At 56.9% G+C, this 12,168-nt stretch carries 7 protein-coding genes and 1 pseudogene; 6 read left to right on the top strand and 2 right to left on the bottom strand.

The genetic code is table 11. The features are described 5' to 3' along the window. Positions 1-193: 193 nt before the first annotated feature. The 5 genes and pseudogenes from ACYZTU_RS03550 to ACYZTU_RS03570 all read left to right on the top strand — a co-directional run bounded on the left by ACYZTU_RS03550 (position 194) and on the right by ACYZTU_RS03570 (position 8,763). Positions 194-2,212: a type VI secretion system Vgr family protein gene (locus ACYZTU_RS03550; RefSeq protein WP_461968057.1), complete on the top strand. Its 2,019-nt coding sequence runs from the start codon at positions 194-196 to the stop codon at positions 2,210-2,212. After that, the gene (locus ACYZTU_RS03555; RefSeq protein WP_461968059.1) at positions 2,202-2,939 is read left to right on the top strand and encodes a DUF4123 domain-containing protein; all 738 of its coding nucleotides are present in this window, start codon (positions 2,202-2,204) and stop codon (positions 2,937-2,939) included. The genes ACYZTU_RS03550 and ACYZTU_RS03555 overlap by 11 nt, the downstream gene beginning before the upstream one ends. Beyond that, positions 2,939-7,726, top strand: a pseudogene (locus ACYZTU_RS03560) (RHS repeat-associated core domain-containing protein). Before ACYZTU_RS03555 ends, ACYZTU_RS03560 begins: the two are co-directional and overlap by 1 nt. Further along, positions 7,726-8,082, top strand: a complete 357-nt coding sequence (locus ACYZTU_RS03565) for a hypothetical protein (protein WP_461968061.1) — start codon at positions 7,726-7,728, stop codon at positions 8,080-8,082. Before ACYZTU_RS03560 ends, ACYZTU_RS03565 begins: the two are co-directional and overlap by 1 nt. A 357-nt stretch (positions 8,083-8,439) precedes the next feature. Further along, positions 8,440-8,763: a hypothetical protein gene (locus ACYZTU_RS03570; RefSeq protein ID WP_461968062.1), complete on the top strand. Its 324-nt coding sequence runs from the start codon at positions 8,440-8,442 to the stop codon at positions 8,761-8,763. A 377-nt stretch (positions 8,764-9,140) separates the two neighbouring features. On the opposite strand, the gene ACYZTU_RS03575 is transcribed toward ACYZTU_RS03570, so the two are convergent. Continuing rightward, entirely contained in the window at positions 9,141-9,554 is a 414-nt protein-coding gene (locus ACYZTU_RS03575; RefSeq protein ID WP_461968064.1) for a hypothetical protein, read from the bottom strand. Between the two features lie 171 nt (positions 9,555-9,725). On the opposite strand from ACYZTU_RS03575, the gene ACYZTU_RS03580 reads away from it, so the two are divergent. Then, on the top strand, positions 9,726-10,565 hold the full coding sequence (locus tag ACYZTU_RS03580; RefSeq protein ID WP_461968066.1) for a 23S rRNA (adenine(2030)-N(6))-methyltransferase RlmJ: 840 nt from the start codon (positions 9,726-9,728) through the stop codon (positions 10,563-10,565). Between the two features lie 60 nt (positions 10,566-10,625). Here ACYZTU_RS03580 and ACYZTU_RS03585 read toward each other — a convergent pair whose 3' ends face one another. Then, positions 10,626-11,894, bottom strand: coding sequence for an IS110 family RNA-guided transposase (locus ACYZTU_RS03585; RefSeq protein WP_461968068.1), 1,269 nt, complete (start codon positions 11,892-11,894; stop codon positions 10,626-10,628). Positions 11,895-12,168: the final 274 nt, after the last annotated feature.

A 12,168-nucleotide genomic window follows, 5' to 3' on the forward strand; every position in this document is an offset into this window, starting at 1 on the left:
CCGCGTCCTTATGGACGCGGGCCTTTTTTTGTCTGTGCGACCAATCTGACGGGTATGTCTGTAGGTCACTGTCCCGATTTTTGAAGGAAGATTCCCTAAAAAAGTAGGGCAAATCTGATTTTCCTGTCCCTCCCTCAACACCCCTATCCGCTCATGCAGAATCGCCCGCCTTCATTCTGCAGAGACACATCGGATGTTCGCTCCTGCCAATCAACCGCGTTTCACGTTGACGATCGACGGCGTCCAGAATGAGCTCAAGGTACTTGAGTTCACGGGCAAGGAAGCCATCAGTCAGCCCTACCGTTTTGACCTGGAACTGGTCAGCGAACGGCCGGACATCGAACTCGAAAGCTTGCTGCATCGTCAGGCATTTTTGAGTTTCGATGCACAAGGTTCCGGCATTCATGGTCAGATTTTTCGCGTCGGCCAAAGCGATTCCGGCCAACGCCTGACGGGTTACCAGATCAGTCTCGTGCCGCGACTGGCGTACCTCGGCCAGCGCATCAATCAGCGGATCTTTCAGCACAAAAGCGTGCCGACGATCGTCGCGCAAATCCTCAAGGACCACGGCATCCAGCGCGATGCCTTCGAGTTTCGGCTCGGCAGCGACTACCCAGCGCGCGAGTACTGTGTGCAATACGCCGAAAGCGATCTGGCGTTCATCCAGCGGCTGTGTGCCGAGATCGGCATTCACTACCACTTTCAGCACAGCCTCGACGGGCACCTGCTGGTGTTTGGTGATGACCAGACGGTTTTCCCTCGTCTACCCGAGCCGACGCTATACCTTCCGGGCAGCGGAATGGCGGCGGATGCGCCAGCCATCAAGCGTTTCAACGTGCGGCTGGAAACCCGGACGACAGCGGTAACCCGTCGCGATTACGACTTCCGCAAACCGCGCCTGCAACTTGAAAGCCGCCTCGACAGCGAACAGCGACCGGTGCTGGAGGATTATCACTTTCCTGGCCAGTTCACTGATCGTGAACACGGCAAACATCTGGCTCAACGAGCACTCGAACGCCACAACGCCGACTTCCGTCTGGCCGAAGGTCGGGGCGACGAATCTGCGTTGGTCTGCGGGCACTTCCTACATCTCGCCGAGCACCCGCGTCAGGCGTGGAATGATCTGTGGTTGATCACCGAAATTGAGCACCGTGGACGCCAGCCGCAAGTGCTGGAAGAGTCGGTCACCAGCGACAACCCGGATGATTTCCAGGGCTATCGCAATACCTTTCTGGCCATACCGTGGGACGTTTCGTTTCGTCCGCCGCTCGGGCCGGAAAAGCCACGCATGCTCGGCTATCAACCTGCCGTGGTCACCGGCCCGACCGACAGCGAAATTCATTGCGACGAGTTCGGTCGGGTCAAGGTTCAGCTCGCCTGGGACCGTGACGGTCAGCTCGATGAACACTCCAGTTGCTGGCTGCGTGTGGCCACCGGCTGGGCGCACGACCGTTACGGCAGCGTGCTGATCCCTCGAGTCGGCATGGAAGTGCTGGTCGGGTTCATCGACGCCGATGCGGATAAACCGCTGGTGATGGGTTGCCTGCCAAACGCGGCGACACCGCTACCGCTCGACTTGCCCGCCGACAAGACCCGCAGCATTTTCCGCAGCCAAAGTAGTCCAGGTGGCGGCGGTTACAACGAATTGCGCATCGAGGATCGCAAAGGCGCCGAGGAAATCTACCTGCGCGCCCAGCGAAACTGGACTCAGCACGTGTTGAACGATCAACAGGTGCAGGTCGATAACCAGCGCAGCATCGTCGTCACCGGCACCGCTCGCCATGAACTGAAGGCCGACGAACAACGCATCACCCACGGCCAGCGCCAGGCCGAAGTGAAGCTCGACGATCATTTGGTGGTGATCGGCGACCGCCACATTCGCGTGACCAGTCAGGCGCTGAATGCCAGCCAGCAATTCCATGTCAGCGCCGGTCAGCAAGTGGTGATCGACGGCGGCGCCAGCGCGACCATTCAGGCGGGCGGGCAGTGGATCAACATTGGCCCCGGCGGGATTTTCAGCAGCGTGCCGATTCAGGTCGGTGGTGCGTTGATGCCGGCCATGACTGCTGCGCCAGCCTCGCCGAATATGCTGTTGAATCTCGTCGCCGCTCCGGCTGCGCTGCTGAGTGCCGCACAGATTCTGAGCCTGAAAAGCGACGCGCCGTTCTGTGAGGAATGTGAGCGCTGCAAGGAGGGTGTCTGTGCAGCCTGATCGCTTGTCGCCCCACGACTGGCTCAATCGCCAACCGCTGAAACCGTCGGAACAATTGTTCGCCATCTTCAGTAATACGAGCGCCGCTGAACCTTTCAAAGCTTGGCAGCGTTCGAGCACCGCTCAAGCACCCAGTCCGATTTGGGCTGACACCGCTTACGCCGAGTGGGAACCGGTGATGCCCTATGTCGGAATCGTCGCCGCTGGCAGCGAGTTTCTGGAGTGGGTCGCCACGACCGAATCACGCGATTGGGGTTGGCTGGCGGTTTCTTCGGCCTCTCAAGAAGTGCTGGTCGAGCATTTGCGCAGCCTTACCCAAGTCCTTTTGCCCAACGGCAACGCGGTGTTTTTCCGCTTTTGGGATGGGCGTTATTTGCTGCCGATCCTTCGGTCTGCCGAGGTTAACGCTACGCAGCTGATGCCGGTGATCGGGCGCTGTTTGATCAATGGCCAGCCGCTCGAGATTGGTGGCAGCGCGTTGAAAACCTCAAGGGTTTTTCCGTGGTGGGACCTTTCTGAATCGCTGCTTGAACACCTCGCTGCAGAGTCCGCAACAACCCGTATCAATAACTTGGTGAAGTGGTTGAGCGAGGAACGCCCTGATCTTTATGAAGCGTTTTCGATAAGCGTATTGCGGCACAAGGTCGCGATCTTTCTTGAGACACCGGACCTGCCTCAAGCACCCAAAACGGCCTTGGTGGACTACCTGATGGCGGAGCTGAACTGATGGATCAGATCGTACTCATCGAGCAGGAGCTCGACAGTTTCCCGAACACCCTTTCCCTCTACCGTGAACAGCTTAAGCATTGGTTGAGCCGGGCGGCAGACAAGGCCAGTCACGCGACTGATTTGCCTTCGCTAATGGGGATGGAGCGGATCATTCGGTTCGGCAATACCAGCACCACTGTGAGCAGTGGCGATGACGATTTTCTCTCCACCGTCGTGCAGTGCCCGAAGGGTGGGATGCTGGAAATCGAGAGCAAGTTCGAATCGGTTTATGACGTTCCCGTTGGGAATATCCAGGTTGATGTGATTGCTATCGACGGCGGTAAAACAACGCCTGTCACGCTTGATGAAAATGGCAAAGGGACGTTCAAGGGGGACGAGGGCAAGTTCTACCGCATTCACGTCCACAACGAAGTCACACCGCAGCAAGTTGATGATCTTTTCTCTTCCTACGATGGCCTGACCAAAGAGTTGGAAGGGTGGCTGCGCAAAGAATGGGAAGGCTTTAAACCGCAATGGTCACAGTCGACTTTTGCGGCCGCTGGGAACGGAATGCTGGCGGGAAGTTGGGCAGCAGTCATGGGTGTTTGGGATGGCCTGAACCTCGTCTTTGAAATCCTTAAAAATCCTGGCGCCCACCTTGAACGGCTCGGCAGCAGTGCGCAGCAACTTATCGACCTGGCGGAGCAATCACCCGCTGCGATGGAAAAAGCCATGTTGCTGGCCAGCGATGAAGCGGCGCTTTGCCTGCTGTTTCGTGCCGCGACTCTTTGGTTTTCGGCGTTACCGTCTAGCGAAATTGCGGGTACCACAGCAGAGGCCGCCAGCCATGCCATTGTCTCGGTACTGATCGACATTCTGATTGCTTCGGCGCTGGCTCTCACGGGTGTCGGCATGCCCGCTGCCGTAGCCTATTTGAAGCTTCGTGGAATCAAGTACGGAATGGTGCTCGCCGGTCTGGCTACGCGCTTCGTCGAGGCTGTTTTCAATATCCTCAACACCTTCATGAAGTACGTCGACCAATACAAATCGGTCGCCGCGCGCGGTGTGGCTGCGGGCCTGAAACAAGGTCGGATGCAACTACGTTGGGACGCCAAGCGCAACACCACGCTCAAGCAAAACGAACACCACGACGACGTCCCGGATCAGGCGAAAAACCCCAACGGCGACAGCGCCGACTCCGCCGATAAAACCGCCACCAACAAATGCCCGGTATCGATGGTCACCGGCGAAGAACTGCTGACCCTCACCGACGGTGCACTGGACGGCATCCTGCCGTTCGACTTCACCCGGCTCTATCGCACCAGCGCCGCCGAGATCGATGTCGGCCTCGGTTTCGGCTGGAGTCACAGCCTCGCCCATCGACTGGAAATCGACGGCGACACCGTCATCTGGATCGACCACGAAAACCGTCGGACGACCTTTCCGCTACCGAATATCGAGCGCCCGACGATTCACAACAGCCTGTCGCGCGCGGCGATTTATCTCGGCGATGAACCTGAAGAGCTGATCCTTGCCCAGGCCGGCGACGACACGCGGTTCTATCACTTTCAAAACGGTCGGCTGACAACCATCACTGACACTTACGACAACCGTCTGCGCATCACCCGCGACCGTCAGGACCGGATCAAACGCCTCGACAACGGTGCCGGCCGCGCCTTGCTGTTGCGCTATGACCGCAGCCATCTAGCCGCCGTCGACTATCAGGTTTTTATCCCGGCGCAGACCCTCGATGAGGCCTGGAAAACTGAGCTAACGCTGGTCAGTTATCGCTACGACGAACGCTCACAACTCATCGAAGCGACCAACGCCGCCAACGAAAGCGAGCGCTACGACTACGACGATCAGCACGTCATCCTGCAGCGGCAGTTGGCCGGTGGGGCAAGTTTCTTCTGGGCGTGGGAAAGGTCCGGCAAGGCGGCCCGATGCATCCACCACTGGGCGTCGTTTTCGCAGATGGACGCGCGGTATGTCTGGGATGACCAGGGCAGTGTCTCCGTCCAGAACATCGATGGCAGCGAAGAAGTTTACGTCCATGACGACCGGGCGCGGCTGGTGCGCAAGGTCGAACTGGATGGTGGTGAACACCTCAAGGCCTACGACGACCAGGGGCGGTTGATTGCCGAGCAGGATCCGCTGGGTGCCGTCACCGAATACCGTTACGACGAAGTCGGACGGCTGGTCGCGCTGATTCCGCCGGAAGACAAACCAACGGCCTACGAGTATCGCAACGGTTTCCTGCATGCGCGCTATCGCGGCAAAGCGGTCTGGAGCTATCAGCGCAATGCTCAGGGCGTTGTCACCGAAGCGACCGATCCCGACGGCCATGTCAGCCACTACCACTACGACAAAAAAGGCCAGCTGCTGTCGATCCGTTATCCGGACAACAGCCGGCATCTGTTCGTCTGGAGCGCCTTAGGGCAACTGCTCGAAGAGACCTTGCCGGACGGTGGCCAGCGGCAGTTTTCCTACGATGCGATGGGGCGGCAGATTACCCGTCAGGATGAACACGGCGCCGTCACCCAGTACCAATGGGACGCCGTTGGCCGACTGACTCAGACGACTTTGCCTACCGGTGCCAGCCGCGCGTTCAGCTACAACGCCTACGGCAAGATCACCGCCGAGCGCGACGAACTGGGCCGCGTCACCCGTTACGAATACGTCGACGATCTGCACCTGGTCAGCCGCCGGATCAATCCCGACGGCACCCAGCTGAACTATCGCTACGACAACGCCCAGCTGTTGCTCACGGAAATCGAAAACGAATCCGGCGAAACATATCAGCTGGACTACACGCCCAACGGCCTGATCCGACAGGAAACCGGCTTCGATGGCCAGCGCACGGCGTACACCTACGACCTCAACGGCCATCTGCTGGAGAAAACCGAGTTCGGTGATGACGGTTCGCAACTCGTCACGCAATACGAACGCGATACCGCCGGACGTCTGCTGCTTAAGACCCTGCCCGACGGCATCAAGGTCGACTATCGCTACAACAGCCTCGGTCGCCTGATCAGCGTCGATGACGGCCATGACCATCCGCTGGAGTTCGAGTACGACCAGCAAGACCGGCTGATCACCGAGCATCAGGGCTGGGGCACCCTGCGCTATGGCTACGACGCCTGCGGTCAACTGAATCGCCTGCGCCTGCCGGATGGCAGCAAACTCGATTACCACCACGCCAAGGGTGGCGCGCTGACCGCCATCGACCTCAACGGTGCGCGACTCACCACTCACCAATTCGCCTTCGGCCGCGAACAGCAACGCCAGCAAGGCCTGTTGCTCAGCGAATATGCCTACGACGATCAGGGACGCCTGAAGGCCCACGCCGTCAGCCAACGGCAACAACCGCAGTACCGCCGCGACTATGCCTACAACGCCAACGGCAACCTCGACAGCATCGCCGACACCCGCCACGGCCAGCGCAGCTGCCAATACGACCCACTCAACCGCCTGACCCGTGTGCGCCACACCCGCGACGACCCACCGGAAAGCTTCGCCCACGACCCCGCCGGCAACCTGCTGATGCAGGACCGCCCCGGCGCTGCGACCGTCAAAGGCAATCGCCTGCTCCTGCAGGGCGACCGTCACTACGACTACGACGCCTTCGGCAACCTGATCCGCGAACGCCGCGGCACCGCGCAAAAACTCGTCACCGAATACCGCTACGACAGCCAACACCGCTTGGTCGGCGTCACCACCCCGGACGGTCGTTGCTCAAGCTACCGCTACGACGCCTTCGGCCGCCGCATCGCCAAAACCGTCGACGGCCACACCACCGAGTTCTTCTGGCAAGGCGATAACCTCATCGCCGAAAGCAGCCGCGAGCATTACTGCAGCTACGTCTACGAACCCGGCAGCTTCCGCCCATTGGCCATGCTCGACGGCAAAGGCCCGCGAAAGGCTTGCCCGTTTTACTACCAACTCGATCACCTGGGTACGCCGCAGGAACTGACCGATTACAGCGGCGAGATCGTCTGGTCGGCGAAGTACAACGCCTACGGCAAAGTCACTCGTATAGCGTTCGGCGGGGGCGAGCAACTTGAGCAACCGTTGAGGTTTCAGGGGCAGTACTTCGATGCCTAGAGCGGCCTGCATTACAACCGGCATCGGTACTATGATCCGGAGGTGGGTCGGTACCTGACGCCGGACCCGATCAAGTTGGCGGGCGGGCTGAACCAGTATCAATACACGCCGAATCCGACGGGGTGGGTTGATCCGTTGGGGTTGAGCGGGAATTGTCCGCCGCCGAATAAGCCCCGGTGTGGGGCGCCGGATGATACGACTGGCGTTAAGGTTGATGAGGGTGAGCCGGCGCTACCGAAGCTGACGGGTGATCAGCGTAGGGCGCGGATTGATGAGCTGGCGGAGGCGGTTGTTCATAGGCGATTGAAAGAAATGGAAGATTCAATTGATGAGGCCCACTTTCTACAGAAACATGGTGCTCAAACCACTCTGCAGTCCCAGCTTCAGCGAGTGCAAGAAGGCAGGAACCCTACGACCGGCGAAATAGAAAGGTACGAGAGAGGAAGGCGACGGGGCGAACCCGTAATACCCTCTGCGGCGACACACTTTCTCAGCCATCGTGATCAGCTGAATGCGATACAGCGTGCGCAATTGATTTTTAAACAGAGTGGTTTGAATGCTTCCCGGCGTCCTATCGAAATGGGTAAAAAAGTAGGCGAGGGATTTAAGAGAGATGGCTTGCAGTACGGTGAGCAAACCAGAGCTGTAGTTATATTGGATGAAATGGGTCGGCCTAAAACAGCTTTTACGGATTTTGACTAATGAAAAGTTCTTACAACATTTGGGATATACGTAGTTTGCTTTTCGTTTTTGACATAGAAAATACACGTGACCTGAAAAGGGAAGAAATAATAGTTTCGAAGGATGTAAATGATGAGCAAGAGCTCACTGAACTATTTGATGTCTTGATGCGTCCGGAGTTTTTTATCTATAGCAAAAAGGAACGGCAATTACTTATTGATACGTTGGTGCATTTTTTAGATTGTGGTGACGGTTTTGATGGGGTTTTTTCAAAAATTGATACTTATTTTGATGATGACGTTAAGGATCAGAGAAAATTTATGGAGGTTCTACTTAATTGTCTGCACCGTTATCAGTCTGAGGAAGGTGTTAAATAATGTCTGAGGGTTCGCAGCGAAATTTCTGGGCAATGTCATCGGAAATTTCCTTCAACCTGTAGCGGTTTCCATGAACTGGTGCGAAGCGAGATCCGTGGATAGTCTTTGGCTGTCGCTGCAAATGCAGTGGCAGGGTGTAGGAACCCTTGGAGATTCACCGCGCATCAACGCTGTCGTCTGATTGCGGCACTTAATTCGTGTCCGTAAGATCGTTCGCGGCGGCTGTGCGCGGGACACGCTTCGGCGTGGCTGAGTTTGGTGGATTTCCTCAGTTTCCTACTCCCGCGCACGGCTGCCACCCAAGTCCGTAGGAAAGGCCGTTGGTAGCTTAAATTTATCCACCAAGGTCTCTAAAAAATGAAAACACTTCACCCCGATCCACCCTACATAAAACCTATCCCTCACCCCGAAAACCGCTTCATGGCGCTCACCAGCAATTGCGACGACATGCCAACCCTGTTCGTCGACACCCAAGCGCCGCTGGATGTTTTGTATGACGCCGCCAGCTACCGAATTCGCGCCGTCACCCAAGTGATGGAGAACTTGTCCATGCGCGGTTCGATCGAGTGTCAGTCCTTCATTCTTAGTGATTTTGCTTTGCTCTGTGCCATTCCGTTGCGGGATGGGTGTGATGTGCTGGATGTTCTTGGGCGGCGGTTGCGGGCGCGGTCTTCGGAGTAGGCTGCTGAAAGATCGTTCCCACGCTCTGCGTGAGAATGCAGCCCGTGACGCTCTGCGTCACATCGGTGTCAGGCCCGAAATCGGCAGTGTGGCTGGAACGCAGAGCGGCGCGTTAAAAGTCGTTTCCTGAAAACAAGAGGGCAGGTATGTCGGGTCAACAGCTAACACGGGCGTTAATCGAAGAATGGGCCTACAGCGTGTCCTGGACAGTATGCGATCCATCAAGGATCCCGCGATTCAGTCGCTCTATAAGCAGATACTTGATTTCAGGCATGACCAAGTCAGCAGTAGCTCTGAGTTTTATTATTAGTATTTGAAAAATCTGGATCTAAGTCTGTTCAGCACTAATCTGACCTGAATGGTGGGTTTTCAGAAACTTATTCGGTAATGAACTGATCCTGAGTCTTGATAAAGGCGTCAAACGCCGGCGAGTCATAAACGTTCAAACATCCATACATTACCAGCTTTTTTTCCGTGTATTTGCTGACAGATGAAGTGTTGTCGTAAGCATAAAATACGTAGGCCCGGGTCTCCCTGTAAGGGTCATGTATGACCTTCAAGGTGTCTTCATCCTGAACCACGGTATGCATGCCGTTACCCATGAAGGAGTAAGCACCCGCCGATCGCCCGATGTCTGCTTCTAACTCGGACTTCTCTTTAAAGTGCTTGAGAATGCAATGGCTAAGCCCGTAATTTTTTAAGGATTGACGTGCCTCTGCAATGTGCGCCTCGTCAGCAAAAGCGTGGCTTGCCGACAGTAAATAAATGAACGCGGAACATAGAATTCGCATCGGTTTTTTGACTTCCTGTCATTGGTTGGGGTGAGTGTGTCGCTCGGTGGGTCAGGAGTATGTGCCGGTCGAACGCGTCCTCGCCAGCGGGTTTTCGTCTGGCCGCTCGGCTGCCACCCCTGACGTTCGCCGCCGTACAAGGTAAACTTCCCGCCCTTCGCAGGAGCAGCCATGAATTATCGTCACGCCTTCCATGCCGGCAATCACGCCGATGTGTTCAAACACCTGACTTTGACCCGCCTCATCGCTTTGATGTCGCGCAAGGAGCAGCCGTTTGCCTATCTCGACACTCACGCCGGCATTGGTCTGTATGACCTGCAGGGTGATCAGGCGAGCCGTACCGGTGAGTACCTGGAAGGCATTGCGCGTTTGTGGGATCAGCCGGATCTGCCGGCGTTGACCGCGGATTACATGAAGGTGCTGCACGACATGAACCCGGATGGCCAGTTGCGCTATTACCCAGGGTCGCCGGAGTTGGCGAGGCGTCTGACGCGGCCGCAGGATCGGGTGATGCTCAACGAGAAGCACCCGGAAGACGGTGTGTTGCTCAGAGATAATATGGCGGGCGACCGACGGGTGAAGGTGCATCTGGGCGAAGGCTGGCATGTGCCGCGTGCGATGTTGCCAGTGCAGGAGAAGCGGGCGGTGATGTTGATTGATCCGCCGTTCGAGCAGCTGGATGAGATGCAGCGCTGTGCGGCATCGCTGAAAGAGGCGATTGGCCGCATGCGTCAAACCGTGGTGGCGATCTGGTACCCGGTGAAAGACCAGCGCATGTTGCGTCGTTTTTATCAGGATTTGGCAGGCAGTGGCGCGCCGAAGTTGTTGCGGGTGGAGTTGCTGGTGCATCCGCTGGATACGCCGAACAGTTTGAACGGGTCCGGGTTGGCGATTGCGAATCCGCCGTGGGGGCTGGAAGAGGAATTACGTGAACTGCTGCCGTGGTTGTCCAAGAAGTTGGGACAGACACAGGGTGGGTGGCAGATGGATTGGTTGATTGCTGAGAGTTGATTGCTGATCAGATGCATTGATGGCGTCTGATCGGACGCCTTCACGCCCTGAGCCTTTCCGTCAACACGATGTTGCTGTGTCCGGCTCGCTGATCAAAGGCGAGCCGTGCCGTCGCAAGGTCTGTAAATAAACGTTTTCGTCGTACACGGTGCTGGTCTTCCAGCACCGATAAACGATCCGGATCCACTTGAACGCCAGAGCCCTGAGGGCTGCTTGGTAAGAGCTGCCTTTGGCCCTTTGCTGGCGATAATACGCCTCTGCCCACACCGATTGATTGATGCTGTGGGCAGCCCACTCAACAAAGGTCTGGCGCAAAAAAGTTGCGCATTGATAGCGCCAGTGGACGACTTTTTTCTTGCCACTGCGTTCGGTGACCGGGGCAATCCCGGCATATCGCTGCACCGCACTGGCATCCTTGAAGCGATCACGCTGCTCACCAAAGGCGACCATCAACCGTGGTGCAAGCTGCTGTCCCGCGCCGGGCAAGGCCTTGAAGAGTCGGTAGTCGGCCAGGGTGTTGGCAGTTTTTTCGATCTCCCGATCAAAGTCTTTGATCGCCGTGATGATCCCTTTCAGTTGCGAGACCAGGGCCAGCACATACAGCGCTGAAGGACTGACCACGCCTGGATCTTCAGTCAACGGCATGGCTTTGGCGATCAACGCCAAACGCTGCTGATTGAGCTCGGCATGGCGAACATTATGCGCGTGAAGGAACTTCAAAACGCTGGCCGGCCGAGCGCGCTTAAGCGTTTCAAAGGTCGACCAGCGCGCCAGAAATTCACAAAAAACCAGCGTGTCATGGTCATGAAACAGCTCCAGGGCCAACGGGTAGTACTGTTTGAGCATGCACACCAGACGGTTGCTGATCTTGACCCGGTCATCGACCAATCCGCGGCGATGTTCGGTCAGGCTGGCGAGCGAACGCATGGCGGAGCTTTGCTGGACCAGTTGAGGAAACCGTTCGGGGTGATTCAGCAACAGCTCAAGCGCCCATTGAGCATCCGTTGGATCATCCTTGGCGCCACTGGGGACGAAGGTTTTACGGTGCCGGGCCAAGGTGCTCGGATTGATCGGAAAGATACAAAAAAACTCATATTTTTGCAGAGCCGCTATCAGTGGGCCTTTGTTCAACTCCACGGCGATCGCGATCGGGCCACCGTAACGTTGATGCAGCGACCTGGCCCAGCGATCAATCGACTCCGGGTTATGGTCAATGACTTCGAAACTGCGCTGAGCCTCTCCAGCTATCTGCAAACAGGTGTCGTGCTTGGCGTCTGCCCAATCAATTCCGATATAAGCAGTGAAACTCTGAGACAGGAGCGTTTGCATGGAACACCTCAACAGGCGCTAAAGTACATGCAGGGACATGCATGCTTGCGTCCAGCGAAGGCGATATAGAGAGCCGTGTCGGGCTTTCCCTGAGAATTCGTTAGAGGGCGCAAGCGCACCTGTGGACTCGAAGGTGAAGGCGTAATCATCGAGTGCTGCGCGAGCATATTCGTAGCCCGCAGGTGCATGTTCCTTCCTCGCCGACAACTGACTTCCAGCGAATATCAGTATGGAAGAGAAAGGAACGGACTACCTATATCGCGGGCAAGCCTCG

Source organism: Pseudomonas sp. HLT2-19-2 (assembly GCF_054898005.1).

What these genes read in the sequence shown, in the direction of transcription:
- ACYZTU_RS03550 (WP_461968057.1), top strand. Translation starts at nt 194, where the DNA reads ATGTTCGCTCCTGCCAATCAACCGCGTTTCACGTTGACGATCGACGGC.
- ACYZTU_RS03585 (WP_461968068.1), bottom strand. Translation starts at nt 11,894, where the DNA reads ATGCAAACGCTCCTGTCTCAGAGTTTCACTGCTTATATCGGAATTGAT.
- ACYZTU_RS03580 (WP_461968066.1), top strand. Translation starts at nt 9,726, where the DNA reads ATGAATTATCGTCACGCCTTCCATGCCGGCAATCACGCCGATGTGTTC.
- ACYZTU_RS03575 (WP_461968064.1), bottom strand. Translation starts at nt 9,554, where the DNA reads ATGCGAATTCTATGTTCCGCGTTCATTTATTTACTGTCGGCAAGCCAC.
- ACYZTU_RS03565 (WP_461968061.1), top strand. Translation starts at nt 7,726, where the DNA reads ATGAAAAGTTCTTACAACATTTGGGATATACGTAGTTTGCTTTTCGTT.
- ACYZTU_RS03570 (WP_461968062.1), top strand. Translation starts at nt 8,440, where the DNA reads ATGAAAACACTTCACCCCGATCCACCCTACATAAAACCTATCCCTCAC.